Consider the following 25,323-nt stretch of genomic DNA (forward strand, 5'->3'; position numbering starts at 1 on the left):
ATGAGTGTAGTAGTCAAGATGAACCCAAACGTGCCCCTAAACCAGTGGTTATATAAAGCATTGATAGAGAAAGGAATGGATGGTTTCTCGATAGTCGAAGTAAGGGATTGTTTGCTGCCAGAGATAGGCGAGGAAATAAATAAGCGAGAACTGCGACTGAAGATATACCGTCAAGTTTATAAATTGGTGGATCGAGGGTACCTCATAAAAGGTGGAGATAAGGCTTCACCAGAAGCACGTTACTTTAAAACTGATGCATTTCGCGCTCACGAGTACACCTCAGCCAATCGCACGAAACTACCAAAAGAAACGGCTTTAGTTGTATCAACTGAACCATCGGCTTCAGTATCGACAAATGACGAACTATTTCTGGGGCAGCTTTCTCGCGATAAAGCGCAATCAGAGGCTGAACTGCGCATTACCTTAGGTGAAGTTGAAGAATACAAACGCGTCCTCGATTTATACCCAGAACAAGCAGCGCTTATTGAACCGCTCTATTCGAAAACCAAAGACCAATCTGCCGAGCTTCTAGGCCGTATTAATGCGCTTAGCAAATTGGTGACGAGCAAATGTTAAGAAAGTGGCAATCGGCTTGTGCTGAAAGCGCAATCAACAAGTATTCTTCAGGCCACCGACATTTTCTCTGCCTCGCAACCCCTGGAGCGGGAAAAACCGTTATGGCAGCAGAGGTTGCTGCGCGGTTATTACATCAAGACATGATAGACGCGGTACTTTGCTTTTCACCGTCGGTGAATATTGCAGATGGAATTCGTTACACCTTTTCATATCGACTGAACTGCAGCTTTAATGGAGGGCTGGGTGAGGTTGGCGCGTCATTGACGTATCAAGGTTTATTTCACCTCAACGACAGCTTTTGGCACTCTCTCAGCAAACTGAGGTTGCTCGTGGTTTTTGACGAAATACATCACTGTGCAGGAGGAGAAGCGCCAAATGCCTGGGGCAGCAAAATCATTGCCAAGCTTCAGCAGTATGCTCGCTATACGCTAGCTCTCACTGGTACGCCGTGGCGTTCAAATGCATCCCCCATTGCATTAGCGGCCTATTCAAAAGCAGGTCACATACATTGTGACTTCACTTACGGCATGGCCGAAGCAATAGCAGACAAAATCTGTCGTCGTCCAAATATTGTATTGGTTGACAATAATGCATTAACCCTGACCCGCTCGGATGGAAGAACAGATCGCTTTGGCTCCATATGCGATTTTCTTGATGGTTCAGGAATGCCGTATCAAGCGCTTATTGGTAGCGAAAATATATTGCGCCATGTACTTAAGCTTGCAAGCGAAAAACTAGACCAGATAAGAGTAAGAACCCCTGATGCCGCTGGATTGGTCGTTGCTGCGAGCGTTCAACACGCAGAAGCTATTTCAGAATTACTGTGGCGTTCATTTAAGCAAAAGTCAGTCGTCGTCACTTATCGGCATGAGAAAGCGTCGAATACGATAAATAATTTCAGACACTCTGAAATACCATGGATAGTCAGTGTTGGCATGGTAAGTGAAGGAACAGATATCCCGAGGCTGCAGGTTTGTTGCCATTTAAGCCGCGTGAAAACTGAGCTGCATTTCAGGCAAGTACTTGGGCGAATACTAAGAATGAGAGTTGAAGACCAACCTGATGCTTGGCTTTACACCCTAGCGGAAAGTAACCTTACGCGCTTTGCCGAACAGCTAGTGGTTGATGTACCAGACTGTCACCTTCAGTTTGAGCGCGTGAACGACTTCCATGATGCTCAAGAGAACCGAAGTGGCCCTAAAACCCTTGAGAACCGAGGTGTCTTATTCGAAGAAATGCATGATGACATCACATTCGGTAACGGTCCGGAATCACCAAAATCGAGATATGACCCTATGACTCGGGATCTATTTGTTATGGGAACATTCAAACAGCGCGTGCTTGCCCATTATGTTTAGGGGCATCTTGTTTGGGTTCAATGTTTTAGAGTGACGCATGCATCAAACAGATCGCCTGACTAATAAACTTCGTTATAATGTTGGCATCCAGTAAGTTGTACAGTTGGCTTTATGACTCAAGGCTTCAAAAAATCAGCGCTTTCAGAAGCGGACATTATCAGCAAGTTCATTCTCCCTGCGGTTAAAAACGTCGGCTGGGATGACATGACTCAGATCCGTCAGGAAGTAAAACTTCGAGACGGAAAGGTCATTGTTCGCGGTCAAGCGGCAGCTCGGATGAAAGTGAAATCAGCGGATATTGTGCTCTATCATAAGCCAAGCATGCCGTTGGCCGTCATTGAAGCCAAAGCCAACAAGCATGAAATTGGCAAAGGGTTACAACAAGGGCTGGATTACGCCAGCTTGCTGGAAGTGCCTTTTGTCTTTGCCTCGAACGGTGATGGTTTTGTGTTTCATGACAAAACCAAACTGGGTACTCATGAAGAATCGCAACTAGAGTCAGCCATTCGCCTTGAAGATTTCCCTACGCCTCAACAGCTTTGGGATAAATACTGCCGCTGGAAAGGCTACAAATCGGAACATCTTGCTGTTATTACCCAAGATTATCATGATGATGGCAGTGGTAAATCGCCACGTTACTATCAGCTACAGGCCATCAATAAAACCGTCGAAGCGGTAGCGGCAGGTCAAGACAGAATTCTGCTTGTCATGGCAACGGGAACGGGTAAAACCTATACCGCCTTTCAAATCATTTGGCGACTTTGGAAAGCCAAAGCGAAGAAACGCATCCTGTTTTTGGCGGATAGAAACATCCTTGTGGATCAGACCAAGAATAACGATTTTCAACCGTTTGATACCGCAATGACAAAGGTAACAGGCCGACGTGTCGACCCTGCTTACGAGATCCACCTCGGTCTTTATCAAGCGTTAACGGGGCCAGAAGAACACCAAAAAGCCTTCAAGCAAGTTAACCCTGATTTCTTCGATCTCATCATCATTGACGAGTGCCATAGAGGTAGCGCGTCAGAAGATAGTGCATGGCGTGAAATACTGGAGTATTTCAGCTCCGCAACACAGGTAGGCCTAACCGCAACGCCAAATGAAAACGATGAAGTCTCAAACATCGAATACTTTGGCGAACCCGTTTATACCTATTCCCTGAAGCAAGGTATTGAAGATGGCTTTCTCGCACCATACAAAGTCATCCGTGTTGACCTTGATGTTGACTTAAAAGGTTGGCGACCAACCAAAGGACAAGTCGATAGAAACGGCGAGTTGATTGAAGATCGCATCTACAACCAAAAAGACATGGACAGAAACCTCATCATTGATGAGCGGACACAGCTCGTCGCAGAGACGATCACGAGCTACCTAAAGCGTACCGATCCCATGTCGAAAACCATCGTATTTTGTAACGACATTGACCATGCAGAGCGTATGCGTCGAGCGCTGGTAAATTGCAGCCCGGAACAAGTCGCCAAAAACGAAAAATACGTGATGAAAATAACGGGCGATGATGAGTTGGGCAAAGCGCAACTGGATAACTTCATCAACCCCAAGAAAAAGTATCCTGTCATCACGACCACCTCAGAGTTAATGACAACGGGTGTCGATGCCAAAACCTGTAAATTGGTGGTGTTGGACCAAGGCATTCAATCCATGACCAAGTTCAAACAGATCATTGGTCGCGGCACGCGTATTGATGACCGCTACGGCAAGTTGTGGTTCTCGATTTTGGATTTCAAAAAAGCCACAGAACTGTTTGCCGATGAACGGTTTGATGGCGAGCCTGTTCGCGTTAAAGAAGCGAATGCGAAAGACTTTGATGACGAGGTGGAGTTGGAAGACATCGTGAGTGGCGACGAAGCCATTGAAGATGCCAATGATCCCTTTGCGTCGGACGATATTGACCCAGACACAGTGGTGGATCCCACTCCGCCCTCTGGCTCGTACGATGAAAACACCGGTGATCCCCTTGACCCAATGGGCGGCGGTGATGAAATCTCAGAGCCTCGCGTGAAATATCATGTGTCTGGCGTTACCGTTGAGAAGATTGCAGAACGTGTTCAGTATTACGATACCGACGGCAAGCTCGTTACCGAATCATTCAAAGATTACACCCGCAAAACCATGGCAAAGCAGTTTTCCTCGTTGGATGAGTTCACCAAGAAATGGAACGACGCAGAGCGCAAGCAGGCCATTATTGATGAGCTCGCAGAAGAAGGCATCATTTGGGATGCCTTAGAGCAAGAAATTGGCAAAGAAATGGACCCTTTCGACATGATCTGCCACGTCGTTTACGACCAGCCAGCGCTCACTAGAAAAGAACGTGCAGAGAACGTCAAGAAGCGGAATTACTTTACCAAATACGGTGAAACGGCCCAGCAGGTGCTGAGTAATCTGTTGGAGAAATACGCCGATGAAGGGGTGCAAGAAATCGAGAATATCCATGTTCTCAAAGTGAAGCCATTTGATGAAATGGGCAGACCTTTAGAAATCATCAAAAAAGCATTTGGAGATAAAACCGCCTACCTTGCCGCCGTTAACGATTTAGAAGCGGCTATCTACCAAAGCGCATAAAAACCAACCCTTTTCTTCACAAGGCTGCATTTCACAATGCAGCCTTTTTCTGTCATATGACATTTAAAATAGGGAGATACAATGAACGTTCGAGCTGTAAGTGCTGTTAACTACAGATTGTTGTTCGTGTTGTTACTTTCAGGATTCATTCCCACCATTTATTCAACACTTAGGGTTCACTTTCTTGGCTCGTTACCTGATACATGGGCATTTAGTATTGCCGCTCAAATTGCTTGGCTTAATGTAGGGTATGAAGTCATCAACGAAGCCTTGCTGCTGCCGCTAGTATTCATACTTGGGCAAGTCATCAATGAAAAAATCAATGAACAGTTTTCACAACGTTTCTCTGGTGCAGCGGTCGTTTATTTAGCGGTGTACTGTTTGATGACGGTGGGCGTTTTCAGTTTTTCTCCTTGGCTGATATCAGCCATGCAACACAGCCCAGAGCTTCTCAAAGACACCACGGAATACATTCGTCTTGAAGCGGTCGCTATTCTTATTTCAAGCATTGCCGAGCTGTTTGTTTTAGCCTTGGTGCTCAAAGACGCGCAGAAGAAACTGTATGCATTTATTGCGTTAAAAACCGCGTTGATGATGGGTCTTGATACCTTATTTGTCAGCCAATTATCTTTCTCGCTTCAGCTTGGTATCAATGGCATTGCTTATACAAACATTCTGACCAACAGCATTTTATGCGCATTGGCGTTGTGTTGGTTCTACAGGCAAGGGGCAATAAGCCTTTCAATGGTTTTTCGTGACACTGCATGGATGAGATCATGGCTTCGAATTGGCATGAAGTCTGGGTTGGAATCTTTTGTCCGAAACGCCGCATTTATCATCATGGTTTTGCAGCTCGTCAATCAGGTTAAACAAGCTGGCACATTTTGGGTCACCAACCAGTTTATTTGGGGTTGGCTCCTGCTACCTGTCATCGCTCTGGGGCAACTAGTAAGACAGGATGCTGCATGCTCAAAGGGGCTTACTATAGCGAAAGTGAATGCTTATCTTATGCTGACTGGTGTCATCACTGTTGTATGGTTGATGAGTATTCCACTTTGGGAAGGGTTTATTGAGCATGTCATGGGAATTAGTGATTACCAGAACGTCTATCAATTGGCATTGCTTATGTTGGGCTTTTACGTGGTGTTTGCCTTCAACAATGTGATTGATAGTTATTTTTATGGCATGGGACGGACAGATCTCATGTTATATCAATCGCTGGCGGTAAATACGTTATTCTACGGCTCAGCCTTTATAGCTTACGTTCAAGGCATTTTCATACCGAACTTGCAGAGCATCGCGATGATGTTTGGGATGGGAATGACATGTGATGCACTCATTACGTTTGGTCTTTATCTTCATGTAAGGAAAAAGGAGACAAACCTGAAGTACAGCATGACGTAGGTTTAGTTTGCGAAAAAGTTCCGTTAAAGGTATCTGATTAAAATGAAAAAAATACTGAAAATATCACTGTTTTTCTTACTCTCAGTGTTTGTGGCCTTAGTGATTTTCTTTTTTGGTTTTTTAAAAATTGCGCCCGTGGAACATAATGCCGACGCGCAACTTGTTGGGGATATGATTTGGTACGAGGCACCAGATGGTGGCATCGGGTTTAAAATCCTTGAATCAGCCCACCCCAAATATCGGATAAAAATCACCATGAACTCGCCGGATGAGATTTATTACGAAGGTAAGTTTATTTATAAAGGCTCAGAACTCGATAAGGTAACGTTGATGGATCTTGGATCCTATTTTGGTGAAGATATCGACTTAACGAACGGTGAAAAGATGGTCCCCGCTCAATGACCACGAAGAGAGAGTTAGTAACTTTCATGCTTCTATCTGACTTGATCTATCTTTACTTCACCCACCTCACTTCACGCTAGATATACCAAATAACATGAAGAAAATACTAAAAATAGCGCTGTTTTTCTTGCTGTCGGTGTTTGTAGCCTTAGCGATTCTTTTCTTTGGTTTTTTTGAGGTTGTCACCTTACCCTCGTCTAATGCTCAATTGCTCGGTGACATGCTTTGGCTGTCTGAACCTGACTCTGTTGGCTTTAAAATCATTGAGTCTGCTCACCCTGATTACAACATAAAAATTATGATGGGCTCGCCCGACCAACTTCTTTATGAAGGGATGTTTACCTATACAGGTACAGAGTTAGATGAGGTTCAATTAACAGATATCTATTCTTATCTGGGTGAAGAGATTGGCTTAGCGAATGGCGAGGAGCTGCTTCCTGCTCAATGATCACAAACCGCGAGCGCCACTTCTCACGCACGCTTTTCCGCCAATGCGCGTGATGTGTTCGACAAATTCAGCGCTGTGATTTGTCATGCAATATGGACATTCAATAACCACCTGAATGTCCATGCCTTAATTTTTCTATCAATATCATTGATATATACCGCTTTCTTTGCCTGCGATGCTGCTATTTCAGGCTGTTTTTTCAACACGAATTCTCCTCTCAATGTGTCCCCGTTTTCGCTATAATTCCCCACAATTTCCGCCTTATAAAAGCAGTTAACTCATGTCTATCAGTTCCGTAATCAAATCTATTCAAGACATCATGCGCAAAGATGCCGGTGTCGATGGCGATGCACAGCGCCTTGGGCAAATGTCATGGCTATTATTCCTCAAAGTCTTTGATGCGCAGGAAGAAGAATTAGAGCTAGAACTGGATGACTACAAAGCGCCAATTCCAGAGAAGTACCTCTGGCGCAACTGGGCACAAGATGCGCAGGGCATTACGGGCGAAGCCTTGCTGGAATTCGTGAATGATGACCTATTCCACAAGTTGAAAAACTTCACCGCACCAGTGGATACCAACCCTCGCGGCTTTGTGGTGAAAGAAGCGTTTAGCGACGCATTCAACTACATGAAAAACGGCACCTTGCTGCGCCAAGTGATCAACAAGCTCAATGAAATCGACTTTACCGATTCAAAAGAACGTCACCTGTTTGGTGACATCTACGAGCAGATCCTGCGAGACTTACAAAGCGCAGGCAACGCGGGTGAATTCTATACACCTCGCGCCGTGACGCGTTTTATCGTTGACCGCCTAGATCCTAAGCTTGGCGACAACATCATGGACCCCGCGTGCGGCACAGGTGGCTTCTTAGCGTGTTCGTTTGACCACGTGAAGAACAACTATGTCGAAACAACGGCTGATCACCATACGCTGCAAAAGCAGATCCACGGTGTCGAGAAAAAACAGCTTCCGCATTTGTTGTGTATCACCAACATGATGCTGCATGGCATTGAAGTGCCGTCGCAAATCAAACACGGAAACACACTTAACAAACCGCTTTCAAGCTGGGACAGCAATATTGATGTTATCGCGACCAACCCACCGTTCGGTGGCACGGAAGAAGACGGCATCGAAAAGAACTTCCCCGCAGAAATGCAAACCCGCGAAACTGCAGACCTGTTCTTGCAACTCATCATTGAAGTGCTGGCTGAGCCTTCAGGTGACAAAGACGGCGGTCGTGCGGGCGTGGTATTGCCAGACGGCACCTTGTTTGGTGAGGGCGTAAAAACCAAAATCAAAAAGCTACTGACCGAAGAATGTAACCTGCACACCATTGTGCGCCTGCCAAACGGCGTGTTTAACCCTTACACGGGCATTAAGACCAACATTCTGTTCTTCACCAAAGGCAAGCCAACTAAAGACGTGTGGTTCTACGAGCACCCATACCCAGAAGGCGTGAAGAACTACAGCAAAACCAAGCCGATGAAGTTTGAAGAATTTCAGCAAGAAATGGATTGGTGGGGCAAAGAAGAAGACGGCTTTGCCAGCCGCGTAGAGAACAACCACGCGTGGAAAGTCTCGATTGATGAGATCATCGCCCGTAACTTCAACCTCGATATCAAAAACCCATATCAAGGCGAAGTGGTTAGCCATGACCCAGATGAACTGCTTGAAAGCTACCAGACTCAACAGCAAGAAATCACCGAGCTACGCAACCAACTGAAAGACATTCTGGGGAATGCCCTTTCTTCGTCGCAAGCAGTTTCATCGCAAACTGCGGATGAGGTGAAGTAATGTCTGCAGAAAAACTGATCACCGACCATATCGACATCTGGACGTCAGCCATCAAAGCAAAATCTGCTTCTGGTCGTGGCAGCAGCAAAAAGCGCGAGCTTTACGGCATTAAGAAACTGCGCGAGCTGATTTTGGAGTTGGCGGTGCGCGGGAAGTTGGTGCCTCAAGATCCAAATTATGAGCCAGCTTCAGTGTTGCTTGAGCGAATTGCCTCTGAAAGAGCTCGACTAGCAGTAGAAGGAAAAATCAAGAAGTCAAAGATTTTTAGTCCTGTGACAGAGCAGGAACAGGCATTTGATATCCCATCAAGCTGGCGTTGGTTAAAGTTAGGCTCTATTGGATACGATCATGGTCAGAAAAAGCCTGACTGCTCGTTTACCTACATTGACGTTGGTGCAATCAACAAAGAGATGGGTTTGATCGAATCTGCTGATATTCTTGAAGCAGAAGCGGCTCCCTCACGAGCAAGGAAGTTAGTAAAAGAAGGTACTGTAATTTACTCAACAATTAGACCTTACCTCCTTAACATCGCAGTTGTTGATAGGACTATATTTCCTGAGCCCATCGCGAGTACTGCATTTGCAATAATTCATCCGTTTGAAGGTATCTTAAGTTCTTTCGTATACAGATACCTGAGATCTCCAAGTTTTGTCAGCTATGTTGAGAGTGTCCAAACAGGTGTTGCATATCCAGCAATAAACGACAAGCAGTTCTTCAGCGGTGTTATTCCGATTCCTCCAACTGAAGAACAACACCGCATCGTCGCTAAAGTCGACGAACTGATGGCACTGTGCGACCAACTAGAGCAGCAAACTGAAGCCAGCCTTGATGCCCATCAGGTATTGGTAGAAACCCTGCTAGCGACGCTCACCAACAGCCAAGACGCCACCGAGCTGATGGCGAACTGGGCACGCATCAGTGAACACTTCGATACCCTGTTCACCACAGAGCAAAGCATCGATCAGCTAAAACAAACCATCTTGCAACTGGCAGTGATGGGTAAGCTGGTACCGCAAGACCCGAATGACGAACCTGCTGCAAAACTGCTTGAGCGCATCGCGGAAGAAAAAGCGCAGTTGGTGAAAGAGAAGAAAATCAAAAAGCAAAAAGCCCTGCCGCCAATTGCTGAGGATGAAAAGCCGTTTGAACTACCGAAGGGGTGGGAGTGGATTCGGCTTGGTGCGCTGACTTCGCTGGTAACGAGTGGCTCGCGAGGGTGGAATAAATACTACTCAGATAGTGGAGCAACATTTATTCGCTCTCAGGATATTAAGTACGATCGAGTCGAATTTGATAACCGGGCTTTTGTCGAGCTACCGCAGTCCACGGAAGGAAAAAGAACCAAGGTGGATCTTGGCGATATACTGGTCACTATTACCGGGGCCAATGTGGGTAAAGCGGCCGTAGTTGAACAAGAGCTGCCAGAGGCATACGTGAGTCAACATGTATCTCTAATCAAGCTGATGGACCAACGATTGTCGCCATACATTCATTTATGGTTGACCGGTTCGCATGGTGGTCGGCTGCACCTTCTAAGCCAAAGTTATGGCGACAAGCCGGGCCTGAACTTACAGAATATCAACGAACTTATAGTACCTGTAGCCCCCGAGGAACATCAGTTATTAGTCCTGACTAAAGTCGACCAACTGATGGAGCTTTGCGAGCGGCTAAAACAGCGCCTTTGCGATAGCCAGCAAACCCAGCTTCAGCTTACCGATGCGATTGTTGGGGAGGCGTTGTAGTACCTCCTTCGCATCAGCGAAACGGCAGCCACAAGGCTGCCGTTTTAGCTTTCTAATAAAAAACACTTCAACACCTTGATACTATGAATGTTAGCTACTTTTGATGAAGATGCATTGCCCATTTCGTGATACCTTATATGCATTCAAAAGCACACATTTTAATCTCTGGCAAAACGATGAGCGAAATCTACAACGTCTACTGCGACGAATCCTGTCATCTCGAAAATGACGGAATTGGTGTCATGGCATTGGGCGCACTTTGGTGCCCGCTTTCCAAACGCGCTGAAATCGCCAAGCGAATTCGGGAAATTAAAGTCCGACATGGATTAAAAGCAGAGTTTGAGATCAAATGGACAAAAGTCAGCAACAGCAAGCTGGCGTTTTACCTGGATATCATCAACTACTTTTTCGACGACGATGATTGTCACTTTCGCGGATTAGTTGTGCCAGACAAAACAGTTTTAGATCACCCTCGATTCGGCCAAGATCATGATGACTGGTACTACAAGATGTACTTTTTCATGCTCAAAACCATCTTCGACCCCCAATCAAAATATCGCGTATACATTGATATAAAAGACACGCTAGGCCACGAGAAAATTGAAAAGCTCCATGACGTTATGTGCAATAGCCATTACGATTTTTCCAAATCAATTATCGAGCGGATGCAACGAATTCATTCCCATGAGGCTGAGCAGCTTCAAATGGCGGACTTGCTGATTGGCGCATTAGGTTACTTGCATCGTGGGCTTGAAGGCAACAAGGCTAAGTTAGCCCTTATTGAACGAATCAAAGAGCGCAGCGGCTATAAGCTGACGCAAAACACCTTGTTACGAGAAAACAAGTTCAACCTGTTTGTCTGGACTGGACAAGGAGGCTTTGTATGACAACAGCATGGCTCCCAGATTTGGTCATGATGGAAGATTGCAACCACAACTGGGAACAGTACTTAGCAGCCATATACGGTTTCTTCGAAGCAGATTTTGTTCACTCTAAACCCGAGTTTCAGGGTAGGCGATTGGGCCTGAAGAGATACCCAGAATACGACGGCAAATCGGCGACATTCTGGCATATGACCAGTACTGGTGATGATGAAACAGAAAGGGTGCCAGATTTTAGGCGCTGTGAGCGCATTCGTTGGCCAAAACCCATCATAGTGAATGATCAACATGAAAGCCTGAAAGTATGGGCAGAACCCAAAGGCAAGAATCAACGGGTACACATTTGGTGTGAGGAAGAAGGTTATCTTGTGGTATTAGACGATCGCGGAGAATACATTTTACCTTGGACGGCATTCTATATAGAAAGAGAACATCAACGGAAAAAATACAATAAGCGCTGGGAAAAGTATAAAGATAAGTAACGATTTGAGAGGCTGGCCTCGCCCTCTGATGAGGACGGAGCCGTAACTCCTTCTACGCTTACACTCGCAAAGAGTTGGTAGATGAGATACGCGAAGTATAGGTACCGGCCCCTCCACAGTCAATCAGATTCGTGCTAATTGGTGCGAGCTCTCGAAGATAAAACAATGAGCCTCTATAACATATCAAACAAAAACCTAACCGCGTTAACCCAAACCACTTTTGCAGCCGAAGGGCTGCAAGAGCGTCAGGATTTACAAGAAGCCCTTAAAGGTTGCGTTGATGCCATTGCCCCTGACTGTTTGGTGATCTCTGAGGAGTTTTCCGACTGGGAAGATAGCCGTCGTCGTATTGATCTGCTGGCAATCGATCGCAACGCGAACTTGGTGGTGATTGAGCTGAAACGCGACGAAATCGGCGCACACATGGAGCTTCAAGCGCTTCGTTATGCGGCAATGATATCTACCATGACGTTCGATAAAGCCTGTGAGTACTTCGAGCAGTACATTGCCAAGGAAAGGCTGGAAATCAATGCCCGCGAAACCATTCTTGAGTTCGTCGATTTAGATGAAAACAGCCTTGATGATTTCGGTAACGATGTGCGAATCATGCTGGCATCTGCTGATTTTGGTAAAGAACTGACTACATCTGTCCTTTGGCTCCGCGACAAGGGCATTGATATCAGTTGTGTCCGCCTCACACCTTATCGCTATAAAGACGATGTGTTGATTAACGCAGAGCAGATCATTCCTGTGCCGGAAGTTGAAGCTTATCAAGTCAAATTCCGCGAGAAACAGGCAGAGCAGCGTACCAGTAAGAAAGGCCAGCGCGACTATTCCAAGTACCGCTTTAATGGTCAGGTTTATAACAAACGTAAGCTGGCTTTAGCGGTTATTACTCATTGGATTGAAGACCGTCGACCAGCTAGCCTCGTCGACATTCAAAATCACCTTTCTAGATTTAACCTTCCCAAAGCGGTAACGTTAGCGGATCTGATTGCAGAGAAGCATTTGAACCGTTACCACTCTTCTGAAGATGCTCTACTGACCCTCGCTTCCGATGAAGTCATCGCGATTTCTAACCAATGGGGCGACAATATCCCGAACTTGCTACAAGCCATGGCGCCATTTGGTTACGTGATTGAAAAGGTAGACAGTTAGCAAGCAGAAGGAAGGATGTTGATGTCTGAAACCGAATTTAAAAGTGGCACTCGACCGACGACTGTCATCGGATACCTCAATCGCAACAACCAAAAGAACCTTGGCACTCGCGGCGTCGCTGGCAATGATCATATGCAGGTGGCTTATAAGATGGCATGCGAGCAAGATGGTTGTGAGGCGGTGTATGGTGCCAATGGGTCTGACATTTTCCAACGTAAATGCCCTCGCTGCCAAGGTGGTAAGCCGGGGATTTCTTTTTAACCTTAATGGTTACAAACACCGTGTATTTAATAGGATATAACGCGTGGCAATTGAGCAAGGCATTTGGAAAATTGGCGACCGTTGTGATTGAGCTAAAACGGGATAAAACACCACGCGATGTGGTTGCCCAAGCAATGGACTATGCCTCGTGGGTGATTGATCTCTCCCATGATCGAATTGAAGACATCTACTTAAGTTTTGCCAAAGCCAATGATTTACCTAATCAAAGCTTAGAGTTGGCATTCCAAGAAAAGTTTGGTGTCGATATCAGTAATGTAGAGTTGAATAATTCTCACCATCTGGTGATTGTGGCCTCAGAACTCGATGCAAGCACGGAACGCATTATCAATTATCTCAATACCTACTCTCGTCTCTCCATCAATGCCGTTTTCTTTAGTGCGTTTGAGGATGCTGGAAACCAGTACCTAAGCCGTGCATGGTTTATGGTTTATGGACCCAGGGGAAACACAAGAGCGTGCTATTTCTAAGCAAGCAAAAGAACCTTGGAATGGAGAGTTCTATGTGTCTTTCGGGCATGACTATAACCGACACTGGGACGACGCGAAAAAATATGGATTTGTGGCCGGTGGTTATGGGCTTTGGTATTCCAATACCTTATCAATGCTGTCTGAGGGCGACCGCGTTTGGGTGAATGTTCCAAAGACAGGTTATGTTGCGGTGGGTGTTGTGACGGGTGAGAAAACCCGTTTAGAAGCATACCCGTTCCCTGAACATGGCGGCAAAACCCTTATTGAGTTGGATACTGCTGGAGATTATTCGGAGTGTGCTTCTCTGGATGATGACACTGCGCAATATCTGGTGCCTGTAAAATGGGAAAAAACGTTGCCATTGACCGCCGCTTTTTCTGAAGTCGGCTTGTTTGGCAACCAAAACACCGTGTGTAAACCTCGCGCTGCAAAGTGGGTGCATACAGTCGAACGCCTGAAGCAACAATGGGCAATTGATTAAAAATATCCGTGCTTCATTTGACAACACACCATTCTGTACCACACTCATAAACTTAGATATTCTAAGTTTATGAGTGTTCAATGGATTGGATAAATACATCTCCCCCGTATCCCGATGAAGCGCTGGAAAGCTATCTTCTGCGTTTGAGCCAAGAATTGGGCTTTCCAGAATATGCTGATTTTTCTGAAGAAACTTGGGCATTACTCGTTGAAAGCACTCCTGATGCTTTTGGCAGTTATCCGCTATCTCTCCATCAAGCCAATATCTACCACGCGAAGGTCGCCAGTAAGCTCCGAGCGCAGGGGCTATTGTTCATTGGGAGACAAAGAGGCGTCGAGGAATCAGAGCTACTTAAACTAGCGTTGATGCATTCCAAAACCGAGTTTTCCCCCAACTACAAAGCGGTGTTTCGGAATGGGATCGATTACCCCTTTGCACTCCTTCGGAAAAAGCACACGCCAGTTTGCCCTGAATGTCTTGCTGAAACCCCCTATATTCGTCAGCACTGGCAGTTCCTACCTCATCAGGTATGTCATCAACACCAAACGCGATTACTCTCTCACTGTCCTTCCTGTCACGCGCAGCTCGATTATCAATCCTCTGAGTCCATAACCTATTGCGAATGCGGGTTTGACCTTAACACAGCCAAAACGACCAAAGCAGAGCAAGATTTGGTGACGCTCAGCCAATGGTTAATGGGTGAGTACCTTGCCGAAGAAGGGATGTTTGCTTTACCGCTGGATATTTCGGCGCGTTACGGGTTACTACTTTGGTATACGCATCGCTATGGAGACGAGGAACACGTTGACTTAGCCGAGTGCTTTACCTATTTCAAAGCTTGGCCTGAACCACTTTATACGGAACTGGATCAGGCGTTGCAAAAAGCTGAAGCGGTGCGTGTTCAACCTTGGAATAAAACGCCACTGTCAGTGGTGTTTGGCAACCTGATAAAAGAAGCCCGTAACCTGCCGAGTCGTGATGTAAGCCGGAACCCCATCCTAAAAGCCATTGCTGCTTACCTTTCAACACTCGTTAATGAGCATGCTGGTCAACACGCTGATAACCCTTCCAATACGCTAGTCAGTACGTTAGAGGCATCAACGCTTTTAGGCTGCACGACAGATGAAGTGAACCGCTTGAACGATCATGGTTACCTTCAAACGGCTTTTCGACTGAAGCTGCATGAGAAAATCGAATCGTATAAGCCTATTTACCATTTGCGTGACGTGATGACGCTCAGGCTCACACACATGCAATCTTCAACCGATGGTCTCAATGTCTTTTTGCCGGAGTGGTAAGCATGGAAACGCTGCAATCTCTTCTATCTGAAGAAAACCTCAAGGCGAGAAATGCGCATATCAAAAAAGCATTCATGCCTTACACTGCGCCGATATGCGTTGATGGCGCTGAAGAGCAAACCGCTGTGATACTGCTCAATCTCGCTTTGTTGAACGCGAAGTGTGAAGACTATTTAGACGCTGATACCGCTAGACAGTTCCTGAAGAACGAAGACAACATAGGTAGGTCGCTCACGGCAATTTCCTGGTTTCACACCCATAACCTCAAGTACCCAGATTGCCGTGTAAGCGAACAAAAACTCCTATGCCTAAAGAGCAGCGAATACCCAAACTTGGTAAGCCACTATTCATCCACAACAGAGTTGGGCTGGGCCAACAACAGTAGTCGATACCAATATCCTCTTTGGCTACTGTCGAGTTTTATCTGGCAGGGGCAAGTGAGCTCTTTGCTCAATTTGATGATAGAAAATGATCCAACTTGGATGCCCTTGCTGGCCAAACTCGGGCTCACCAAAAAGAAGGCGTCTTTGTTCAGAAAAGTACTTGAGGAAAAGCTATCCCAATCATCTTTTCCTGAGTCGGTTCACCCGCTTTCAAAAAGGTTGCGTTTCCCTTGGAAAGGCGAAGAACTCACTATCACGCCGGTTGTTAATCATGGTTTCCAAACGGTGTTAGAACGCTATATTCGCTCACCGGAATGCAGATTCAACACAGCCAAAATATTGCTGCCGAATTCTGCAGCGATAGGGAGTCTTGCTGGTGCTCTTGGCGGAAACATGCGGCTGCTCAACTATCCCTTGGGCGTTCGTCCTCATTCAAAAAGAACGTTATCTTCGAGCCGGGAAAGAACACATAGCTTCTTTGACCACTTTGCCATGGTGAACAAAAAGACCAGTGCTTTGTTAGGTCGCCTGTCAGGGGAATCTCAGCTTGCGACACCCAAAAAGCAAATGCAGGTGAGGCGATATCAAATTCGGGCACTTCGGCGTCAGATTGGTGTTTGGCTGATGCCGTTAGTTGAGTTGAGAGACCACATCGAGGAAAGTGGAGAAGATTTCACCACAGAAGATACGCTAGCACAGGCTTTCGTTTTCAATGACCTCTCTGAGTTAGAAACACTGGCGTCTGGGTTAAACCAACGCCTTCAACTCACGTTGCAGGAAAGCAAATTCGGCTGGCGATATGCTTACCATCAAAAGTTGATGCCGCTAATGAAAAGACAGTTGCGGTGGATAATCAGAAGGCTAATTCAAGCACCGGATGGTACTCAAACAGATCAAGATGAGCAGTATATTTGTCTTTCAAGAATGCGGGCATTTGATGCCTCAATGATGGGCTCACCTTATCTCGCCGGAGCACCGTCCCTTACAGCTATCTGGGGATTCATGCATGCTTATCAGCTTAGGTTTATAGAATTACTTGATGCCAACCAAGATTGCCTGTTTGAGAGCTTTGCTATTTTCTTTCGAAGTGAATCTCGACATTACACCACCAAACTCACTGAGCTTTCGAAACCCCTCCATAAAAGAAACGTTTCTCCCATCAAGCGAACAACCCTTCGCTCTGAGTATGTGGCTGATCTTGAGTTTGATATGGTGATCAAGGTGAAATCTGAGGTTCGGATTTCAGATTACGCTAAGGCACTCAAAGCCGCTTTGCCCATCAACTTTGCAGGTGGCGGCTTGTTTCCTCCAGAGCTGGATATTTCTCGGGACTGGCTTTCTACATATCCCGAACGATCATCTCTTTTTCATCGCATTAGCCGTTTACCGAGCAGTGGTTGTTGGCTTATACCCGCCAAGGAAAGGCCACAAACACTTTCTGAACTGGATGCTTGCTTAAGCGCCGACCATACCCAACTCCCTTTGCACTGCGGATATGCGTTTTTGGAAAACCCCAAAGCGCGTCTCAACAGCCTCACAAAGCTTCATTGCTATGCGGACAATGTGATTGGTTTAGGGAAGCGCTTGAACCCCGTTGAAGTTCGTTGGGGCAAGCAGGATAACTTCTTTCGTCTTGCCTTCTGGACACTTACAGAAAATGACGCAGCTATTCTGATTGAAGGTGTAAAGGAGGACTAACTATGGAACGGTGTGAAAATTTATCTTATACGCGCTCACTTTCATCGGGAAAAGCGTATTTCTATAGACTTGGCGAGAAAGGAGAAATGTTACCTATCGACGTGGAGCAAACACGTATTCTTGGGCAAAACTCTGACTTCCAAAAGGGATACAAACCCGACTACAGCCCAAAACCAACCTCAGCGAGAGATTTTGGGTATGGCAATCCTCAGTTTATTGAAGCCTGCTATGTTCCCGTTGGGGCGGATGACATCTACTGTAGGTTTTCTTTGCGCGTACAAGCTAACACCTTGAAACCAAATGCTTGCTCTAACGACTCAGTTCGACAGGTGCTTGAAACGCTCTCAAAGCAATACAGCAAGTTCGGGGGCTTTAATGAGTTGGCGGAAAGGTATGCCAAGAACCTTTTAATGGGAACATGGCTCTGGCGAAACCGAGATTTTCGGAACGTTGAAATCGAAGTGAAGTGCGGCGACGATTCCGTTTTTTCTGTCAATCGAGCGCATCGTTTGCAGTGGGCTGAAAAGTGGCCCAAAGAGGCGCAAAGTGCCTTGAAAAAACTGACCAAATATATCAGCAAGGGCTTGAGCGATAAGTCAGACAGTTACTACATGGATGTAAGGGCAAAAGTCTCTGTGGGATGGGGAGATGAACTTTACCCAAGCCAAGAGTACTTGGATGAAAAAGTCGAGGGAAAACCAACCAAGCAGTTAGCGAAAACCCTTCTCCCTAAAGGGCAGCAAACCGCCTCTTTCCATGCTCAAAAAATTGGAGCTGCCATTCAGAGTATTGATGACTGGTGGGCACCTGACGCGGATGTTGCCATACGCATCAACGAATATGGTGCGCATCGTGAATACGGAACATCCCGCCGCCACCCGAGCACGCAACAGGATTTCTATGCATTACTTAAAGACGCAGACCTGTGGCTGGAAAAGCTCTCTGACACCGACAATATTCCTGATGAGGTTCACTACCTGTTAGCTGTAATGGTCAAAGGTGGTTTGTTTAATAACGGTCAGCCAAAGAAAAAGGGGTAGAACCATGAGTAACCGATACTTCTTCACTATTAAGTTTCTTCCAGCCCAGGCTGACTGCGCGCTTCTTGCTGGCCGATGCATTAAGACTCTGCACGGCTATATGGCAGTCAATGAAGCTGCGGCAAACAAAGTTGGTATCTGTTTCCCCAAGTGGAATGACAGAAACATCGGGAGTGTAATCGGGTTTGTCTGCAGCGATGAAACGACGCTAACAGGACTTTCCTATCAACCCTACTTCACGCTGATGCGTTCAGAAGGATTGTTCGAGATATCGCCAGTAAAAACGGTTCCCGAAGCAGCACCAGAGGTCAGGTTTGTCAGAAACCAAACTATCGACAAAAGCTTTCTGGACTCAAAAAGACGCCGTTTAAGACGCGCTGAAAAACGCGCAATGGAAGCAGGCCGAGATTTCACACCCGTCTCAGAAGAAGAAAGAACGTTCCTGCCATTTCACAGCATCCCCATGGGAAGCAAATCATCCGGAAAAGACTTCGTTCTTCAGGTTCAGGTTGAAGATGAGGAGAGGCCAAGCGTGGGTGGCTATAACATGTATGGCCTCGCCACCAACGTCGACTGGCGAGGAACAGTACCGCTAATCGAGGTGTGACCCTTTTCTTTGAGGACATACGACAGTCAAATAAAATCAGGAGGTTACAGAGGTGTCTCAAAAAAGGGTTTTTCAAGGAAAATCGCCCTTATGCCAGAAAAAACGCGGTGTCTGGGTCTATAGTTAACGATGAACCGCCGCATAGGCAGCTAGGAAATTTGTGTAAAAGAGAGCCCGTTGTAGTCCGTTATGAACCGCCGCATAGGCAGCTAGGAAACATGAGCGAGGTGGCTGGAAGGTTGTTGGCATATGAACCGCCGCATAGGCAGCTAGGAAAAACTGCAGAGAATATTGATATCGCCCCGCACTGTGAACCGCCGAGTAGGCAGCTAGGAAAGAACGAACCGACCCGACATCATTCCATAATGAGTGAACCGCCGAGTAGGCAGCTAGGAAAAAGGATCGCCGAGAAATCAGCCGTCAAATTAACGGAACCGCCGGGAAGGCAGACAGAAGACAAGACCACCATTTTGGTGGTCTTGTTGTTTTTATACTTCCGTAGCCCCTAAAAACTTTAGTGATACGTTTGTTTAAGTTTTAAACTGGCATTAGGCGCGTGTTTTCACCCCTCGAAATGATGTTAGAGAATGACCTGCAACTCTCAAATGGTCTCGCGCCACCGAAAATCTTGTAAATTTACTACTCGCAATTTGCCTTGGACTAATTTTATGAAGGCTTTTACATCAAACGCATGCAGACTTATGTTGCAAGCACTTAATTAAACCACTGTTTTATAGTGTGTAATTATGCTAACTTATTCTGCAAGCATCAATGCTTATCAATAGCACCATGCGCTGACATTTCTCTCGCACAAAGTGCAATGGTGAAGGTCTACAACAAAGTGGCCTATGTCGACTTGCTATTGTCAATGTCGAGGTGGGCCACTTTCATATCCCAGTAGCCTGAAATATTCCAAGTCAAGCGGTAAACCTATACGAAAACAAACATCAGGAACCAATGTGCGTTGGACATTTTAGATGATGCGAACCTGCTCAACGTGCCTCACCTTCCGACTAAATTGTCAGTACTTACTTTCACCTAACGCGCCAGTTATCTTGGCTAAAATGAAAAGGCAATGATTGTATAAATAATAAGACATCATTGCAGTCGCCGTTTGTATAGAGTTTCATCCATATGCCGAATTCGCATCTAACAAATTTTCGGCACATTTATATGAATTGAAATCAATTTTACGCCAGCACACTCACCATCGAAATGGTTAATTCAACTTCCCTGATCTATCAGCTAAGTCGATGAGAAAAAGAACCAAAAATTGTTGGCTGTTTTACGTTTGGACTAGGGCAGCATTTTTATCAAAAGCACGGAATCGTCATTTCGCAAAGTATATCAATACGCAGAGCCAAACCTGACGCTAGTGAGTTGGATGGGGTTAATTGGCTTTCCCGCTTATTACTTCATTTGGAGTTACTTATATCCGCAAGCGTACGAGAACTTGCCTCTGCGGCTGTTTTGCTGCCTGTTTTTCATCATTGTATTGGTGAGAAATAAATTAGGCTCTCCGCTGCAAGAGCATATGCACTGGTTCTATCAAATCGCGATTACCCTTGTCCTCCCTTTCTTCTTTTTCTATATGCTCCTGATGAACAATTGGTCGACCGTATGGCTACTTTCCTTTATGGCGGCAATATTTCTTCACATATTACTGGTTCATATTACTTGGGTGATGTTTGCACAAACACTCGCAGGCATCTCCATGGCAATACTCGGCGCATGGGCATCCAAGGGGTATCATCTCGAATTTTCAATGGATTGGACCTATATGCCCGTGTTCCTTTTCATCTATCTTTTCGGCAATCTGTTTTTCTTTCGCAATCAACAAGAGCACGAAACCAAAGTCTCCATTGCCAAGGTATTTGGAGCAGGTATCGCACATGAAATGCGCAACCCCCTAAGTGGCCTTTGCGCGACGATTGATTTAATACGCTCCACGATCCCAGACCCAGCAAACAGCAGTAAACCTATTTACCAACTTCGAGAGGAAGACGTACTGTTGCTCCGTGAAATCAGCAATGACGCGATGGATATCATTCGTGCTGGCAACGAAACCATCGACCTTCTGCTGACATCCATCGATGAAAACCGTGTATCTCGCGCAACATTTAAAAAGCACTCTGCTCAACATTTGCTAGCACATGCTGTCGACAGTTTTGGCTACAAAAGCACGACTGACAAATCGGCCATAGCGATAAAAAACACAGATACCTTTGAGTTTCTCGTCAGTGACACCCTATTTAAATACGTTATCTACAACCTGTTTAAGAATGCTTTTCATCACCGGTGTGGCGAGGCTTTTGCGATTGACGTATTTGTGGAGACAGATTCCGCTGAAAATCGAATTATCATTCGAGATAATGGCCAGGGAATACCTAAAGATGTCATCGACCAAATTTTTGAAGATTTTTACACCACAGGAAGAACGGGCAATTACGGCCTGGGGTTGCCATTTTGCCGGAAGGTGATGCGCTCCTTCGGTGGTGAGATAAGTTGTGATTCAGAATTGGGGAAATGGACGGCATTCACCTTGACGTTTCCCGCCTTACACACCGCAACTGCTCAGGATATAAAGCACAATCTGATAAAGCTCAAATCAATGCTGATGGTGAGTGATGAAGCTGACTTGCTCCAACGTGCAATGAAAATCAGCCGTTCAATGGGCTTTAAATTGCAAACCATGGATGTGTTACACGTCTTGCAAAAAAGCGAGTTCGAGTTCGAATATGATGTCATCGTCATCGACTTGGAAAGTGTCAAAGCCAATGGTGATATACTCAGTCATATTGAGCCTTTGCTTTCATTCTCTGAAGCAAAAATCGTCTACCTCCACCACGGCATGGCGATGGAACATCAATCGCACGCTGTTTACAACCCAAGATGGATTGAAGGGCTGGTATGGCGTTTAAGCGCGCCAGTCGTGATTGATCAGTTGCTCTTCGACACCGTTATTCCAGAAGCTAAGCCCTTGCCAAGCGAGGAAAAGCCTCTCACTCAAACCATCATGGTGGTGGATGACAGCGAAACACTGCGGCAACTCACGTCGATCATCTTGGAGAAACAGGGGTTTAACGTGATTCAATGCGCCAATGGAGACTGTGCCATCAAAACACTGACACAAGGTGAGCAAGCGGTAGATTTGATTCTCATGGATATCGAAATGCCAGTGATGGATGGTCTGGAAACATCGCGACGTATTCGCCACTCCACCCACGACTATGCAAATGTTCCTATCATTGCCCACACTGGCGACAATTCTGAAACCACATTGGAAAAGATCATCTCTTCAGGCATGACAGACTTCATTGTAAAACCGTCCGATCAGCACCAGCTCAGGGATAAAATTTCAGTCTGGCTGTCATAAAAAGCCCTGCTGAAACAGAGCTTTCTATCTGTGCCCGCTTGAACCACCGCCGTCTCAATAGAAACTGAGGCTCGGGTTCTCATAAGCCGCCTGACAGACTGCCAGGACATGATCGACTTCCCTAGAGGTCATCTCAGCACTCAAAGAAAAGCGGATAATCGCCTTATTCTTAGCCGTCGCGGGAGCACAGAAAACCGCCCCGAAAACGCCGTTGCTTTCCAGAAAATCCCTCACGTGTTCCGTGTTTTGCTCATCACCACATTCCAGCGAAATGATTTGTGATTCACTGCGGATCGTAAAGCCAATCTCCTGAAGACCGGTACGAAGTACATCTGAGATCTCAAATAATCGCCTTCGCTTTGCATCGCCTGTTCGTATCACATCCAATGTTGCATCAAGCCGTGCTACCTCCTGTGGCAATATCGTGGAACTGAATATCGCCGGAAACGACACAAAGGGCAGCGCAGTGATCAAACTCTTTGGGCCGAGCACTGCGCCTGCTCGGTAAGCAAACGCTTTTGCAAGGCTGGTCGTGACGAAATCCACTTGGTCACGCACTTCCATTTCATTAATTAAGCCTGAACCGTCTGGCCCATGCGTTCCGAGCGAGTGCGATTCATCGACCACCAGCGCACAATCAAACGCCTGAGCCACTTCGTAGATGGCGCGAAGCGGTGCGACAGTGCCAATAGTGCTATAGACCGAATCAACCAATATGATGCCAGGCCCGTGCTTTTTTATTTGTCGCTTCAAATTAGACACGCTGTTATGGATAAATGGGATGATCTGAGCACCCGCGATCCGTGCACCTTCCCACAAAGACATATGCGCGAAAAAATCAATATAGACGCGAGTGTTCGGTTCACAGATGGTTTGCAATAAGCCAATATTCGCCGCCCATCCTGATTGAGACAGTACACAGCCATCCATCCCCATAAACGTCGCTAGGCGATTTTCAAAATCCGGTTTGTGGTCTGCATCCTGAAGAAAAACGGCTGACATCACTACATTTTCATTGGACGCAGCGATGGCATCCAAATGGGCTTTCTGAATGTTTTTATCTAGGCTCAATGACAAGTAGTCATTACTTTGCATGATCACCGCCCCTTCTCCTGGTCGACGACTGACAGGTAATGGCCGGCGATTTTCATACGGCTCTGTCATATCACGTAAAAATGAGTTCAAACGTGCTTCGACGAAAGAAGGGAGTTTTTTTTTAATGATTGATTGATTTTCCATAAGCCTAGCCTCTTCCTGTTAAAGAAAAACGCCGAGTACGGCGCTTACTTATACCCAAAGCAACATAGAGATGCCGTAGATAAAAATGTGAGGCATCTTGGCATTGCCTGAATATATGGCTGATTATGAGTGAGGCTTGATTTCCAATAATTTCTAAGTTTGCGAATTTTCACATTTAATTGATAGAAGGGCTGTACGCTTCAGTAGGCAACAAAGAATTAGGTGGCCTTTGGTAACAATGTTTTTAGATTTTTAAACCCTTGGTTGAAATGATTTTACAATAACGTTATTTGCAACGAAAAAAGCCCAGCGCGAGGCTGAGCTTTAAAGACAGTGTGAAGTTTAAGCGTTGTTAAAGGTATGAATTACCAGTAAACACGAGCACCGATTGCGTATTTCATTTCGCTGTCAGCCGTTGCACCCGCCTTCACTTCCCAATCATTCTTGTTGTTTGTGAAACCAGCGGTTTTACCATCAGCAAAAGCCATTTCACCGTAAACACGGAAGAATGAGTTAAACTTGTGCACACCACCCAAGTAAACATTCGTTCCATCATCACTTTCGTCAATAGATTCATTCGTGAATTTAGCATCATATTCACTAACTTCATAACCACCATAGACTGATGATTTTTCAGATAATGCGTAGCTAAGGGCAACTGCGTAACCAGTGCTGTCTAGCTCAAGGTCGCTTACATCACTTTCGATGTTACTCACACCGTATTGTACACCTACGTATAAATCACCGAAGCTACGTTCAACCCAAATAGAAGTATACAGATCCTCTAAAGCACCAGAGGTAACTTCATACTTAAGGTCCTCTGTAACTTTGCCAGCGTCATCTTTCTTATATACTTTGAAAGAGCCATGACCTTGCTCTGCTCTAGAAACACCGGCTGTTACATCGAAGCCGGCAACATTCACTCGACCAAACAGTTCAAATACTTCTGGGTTAGTATCATCTTCGGAAAATGCATAACTTGCATCTACATAGAACGCTTCATTTTCATAGGTATATCGAACTGCACTATCATGCTTACCACCAGAGATCTTCCCTTGGACAACATGGCTACCGCCGTAAAAATATGAGTTATCAACACCAAAAAGATCATCGGCAGTTAAGTATTGCTTACCAATCTTAACTGTACCCCAATCACCGGTTGCACCGATGTAGCTGTAACGGTTTTTGAACTCGCTTGCTAGGCTGTATTCCAGAGCAGCAAGAACATCGAAATCTTCAGTGACTTTATATTGCGCTGCAACACCAGCTCGTGAGCTACCGTCATCCAATTTAATGTCTTTGTCTTCTTTCTTTTCTAGCTTCGCACGAAGCTGACCGAAAACTTCTACTGAACCTTCTTCAGTGCTCAATACTTCATAAGCGCTTACGTTACCAGCGAAAAGTACTGCTGGGATGACTACTGCCAAAAATTTCTTATTCATATACTACATCCTGTAATTCTTATCATCATTCCACTTGCAACGATGCTGCGAGATGAAAATTAACATCCTAGAAACACAGGGATCAACGATACATTTCCTTACAATCACAACGAATAGCAAACATATTGATTAAATTTCAATCAATATGAAGCAACTAATGAAGAGACACAGAAATGCATAAACA

Annotated in this window: 21 protein-coding genes and 1 CRISPR repeat array; of the genes, 19 read left to right on the forward strand and 2 right to left on the reverse strand. The window is 45.7% G+C overall.

Annotated elements, in window-relative coordinates:
• Positions 1-18: 18 nt before the first annotated feature.
• From AB8599_RS18060 to AB8599_RS18150, 19 genes are all read left to right on the forward strand, one after another.
• Entirely contained in the window at positions 19-576 is a 558-nt protein-coding gene (locus AB8599_RS18060; protein ID WP_407334286.1) for a hypothetical protein, read from the forward strand.
• The gene (locus AB8599_RS18065) at positions 570-1,934 is read left to right on the forward strand and encodes a DEAD/DEAH box helicase (protein ID WP_407334287.1); all 1,365 of its coding nucleotides are present in this window, start codon (positions 570-572) and stop codon (positions 1,932-1,934) included. The genes AB8599_RS18060 and AB8599_RS18065 overlap by 7 nt, the downstream gene beginning before the upstream one ends.
• A gap of 111 nt (positions 1,935-2,045) precedes the next feature.
• Positions 2,046-4,514: an EcoAI/FtnUII family type I restriction enzme subunit R gene (gene hsdR, locus AB8599_RS18070; RefSeq protein WP_407334288.1), complete on the forward strand. Its 2,469-nt coding sequence runs from the start codon at positions 2,046-2,048 to the stop codon at positions 4,512-4,514.
• 81 nt (positions 4,515-4,595) lie between these two features.
• Positions 4,596-5,918: an MATE family Na+-driven efflux transporter gene (locus tag AB8599_RS18075; RefSeq protein ID WP_407334289.1), complete on the forward strand. Its 1,323-nt coding sequence runs from the start codon at positions 4,596-4,598 to the stop codon at positions 5,916-5,918.
• Between the two features lie 42 nt (positions 5,919-5,960).
• Positions 5,961-6,320 carry a hypothetical protein gene (locus AB8599_RS18080; RefSeq protein ID WP_407334290.1) on the forward strand — a complete coding sequence of 120 codons (360 nt, stop codon included), beginning with the start codon at positions 5,961-5,963 and terminating at the stop codon, positions 6,318-6,320.
• Between the two features lie 94 nt (positions 6,321-6,414).
• Entirely contained in the window at positions 6,415-6,768 is a 354-nt protein-coding gene (locus tag AB8599_RS18085; protein ID WP_407334291.1) for a hypothetical protein, read from the forward strand.
• A gap of 280 nt (positions 6,769-7,048) precedes the next feature.
• Positions 7,049-8,563, forward strand: coding sequence for an N-6 DNA methylase (locus AB8599_RS18090; RefSeq protein WP_407334292.1), 1,515 nt, complete (start codon positions 7,049-7,051; stop codon positions 8,561-8,563).
• Positions 8,563-10,305 (forward strand): restriction endonuclease subunit S, encoded by a 1,743-nt coding sequence (locus tag AB8599_RS18095; RefSeq protein WP_407334293.1) that lies wholly within the window; start codon positions 8,563-8,565, stop codon positions 10,303-10,305. The genes AB8599_RS18090 and AB8599_RS18095 overlap by 1 nt, the downstream gene beginning before the upstream one ends.
• Before the next feature lie 176 nt (positions 10,306-10,481).
• Positions 10,482-11,192, forward strand: a complete 711-nt coding sequence (locus AB8599_RS18100; protein WP_407334294.1) for a DUF3800 domain-containing protein — start codon at positions 10,482-10,484, stop codon at positions 11,190-11,192.
• Positions 11,189-11,668 carry a hypothetical protein gene (locus tag AB8599_RS18105; RefSeq protein ID WP_407334295.1) on the forward strand — a complete coding sequence of 160 codons (480 nt, stop codon included), beginning with the start codon at positions 11,189-11,191 and terminating at the stop codon, positions 11,666-11,668. Before AB8599_RS18100 ends, AB8599_RS18105 begins: the two co-directional genes overlap by 4 nt.
• Positions 11,669-11,833: 165 nt before the next feature.
• On the forward strand, positions 11,834-12,826 hold the full coding sequence (locus AB8599_RS18110) for a hypothetical protein (protein WP_407334296.1): 993 nt from the start codon (positions 11,834-11,836) through the stop codon (positions 12,824-12,826).
• A gap of 21 nt (positions 12,827-12,847) precedes the next feature.
• Entirely contained in the window at positions 12,848-13,087 is a 240-nt protein-coding gene (locus tag AB8599_RS18115) for a hypothetical protein (RefSeq protein ID WP_407334297.1), read from the forward strand.
• A 50-nt stretch (positions 13,088-13,137) separates the two neighbouring features.
• On the forward strand, positions 13,138-13,575 hold the full coding sequence (locus tag AB8599_RS18120; RefSeq protein ID WP_407334298.1) for a hypothetical protein: 438 nt from the start codon (positions 13,138-13,140) through the stop codon (positions 13,573-13,575).
• The gene (locus AB8599_RS18125) at positions 13,538-14,056 is read left to right on the forward strand and encodes a hypothetical protein (RefSeq protein WP_407334299.1); all 519 of its coding nucleotides are present in this window, start codon (positions 13,538-13,540) and stop codon (positions 14,054-14,056) included. The genes AB8599_RS18120 and AB8599_RS18125 overlap by 38 nt, the downstream gene beginning before the upstream one ends.
• An 80-nt stretch (positions 14,057-14,136) precedes the next feature.
• Positions 14,137-15,354, forward strand: a complete 1,218-nt coding sequence (locus AB8599_RS18130) for a TniQ family protein (protein WP_407334300.1) — start codon at positions 14,137-14,139, stop codon at positions 15,352-15,354.
• A gap of 437 nt (positions 15,355-15,791) precedes the next feature.
• The gene (locus tag AB8599_RS18135) at positions 15,792-17,435 is read left to right on the forward strand and encodes a type I-F CRISPR-associated protein Csy2 (protein ID WP_407334301.1); all 1,644 of its coding nucleotides are present in this window, start codon (positions 15,792-15,794) and stop codon (positions 17,433-17,435) included.
• A 2-nt stretch (positions 17,436-17,437) separates the two neighbouring features.
• Positions 17,438-18,475 carry a type I-F CRISPR-associated protein Csy3 gene (gene csy3, locus AB8599_RS18140; protein ID WP_407334302.1) on the forward strand — a complete coding sequence of 346 codons (1,038 nt, stop codon included), beginning with the start codon at positions 17,438-17,440 and terminating at the stop codon, positions 18,473-18,475.
• Positions 18,476-18,479: 4 nt separating this feature from the next.
• Positions 18,480-19,082, forward strand: a complete 603-nt coding sequence (gene cas6f / locus AB8599_RS18145) for a type I-F CRISPR-associated endoribonuclease Cas6/Csy4 (RefSeq protein WP_407334303.1) — start codon at positions 18,480-18,482, stop codon at positions 19,080-19,082.
• 129 nt (positions 19,083-19,211) lie between these two features.
• Positions 19,212-19,479: direct repeats of the CRISPR family, unit length 28 nt; unit sequence ATGAACCGCCGCATAGGCAGCTAGGAAA.
• Between the two features lie 987 nt (positions 19,480-20,466).
• Positions 20,467-22,458: a response regulator gene (locus tag AB8599_RS18150; protein WP_407334304.1), complete on the forward strand. Its 1,992-nt coding sequence runs from the start codon at positions 20,467-20,469 to the stop codon at positions 22,456-22,458.
• A gap of 54 nt (positions 22,459-22,512) precedes the next feature.
• On the opposite strand, the gene cqsA is transcribed toward AB8599_RS18150, so the two are convergent.
• The gene (gene cqsA / locus AB8599_RS18155; RefSeq protein WP_407334305.1) at positions 22,513-23,697 is read right to left on the reverse strand and encodes an alpha-hydroxyketone-type quorum-sensing autoinducer synthase; all 1,185 of its coding nucleotides are present in this window, start codon (positions 23,695-23,697) and stop codon (positions 22,513-22,515) included.
• A 365-nt stretch (positions 23,698-24,062) separates the two neighbouring features.
• Positions 24,063-25,139 carry a porin gene (locus AB8599_RS18160; RefSeq protein WP_407334306.1) on the reverse strand — a complete coding sequence of 359 codons (1,077 nt, stop codon included), beginning with the start codon at positions 25,137-25,139 and terminating at the stop codon, positions 24,063-24,065.
• Positions 25,140-25,323 lie beyond the last annotated feature (184 nt).

This window comes from Enterovibrio litoreus, from assembly GCF_045679545.1.
Classification (GTDB): Bacteria; Pseudomonadota; Gammaproteobacteria; order Enterobacterales; family Vibrionaceae; genus Enterovibrio.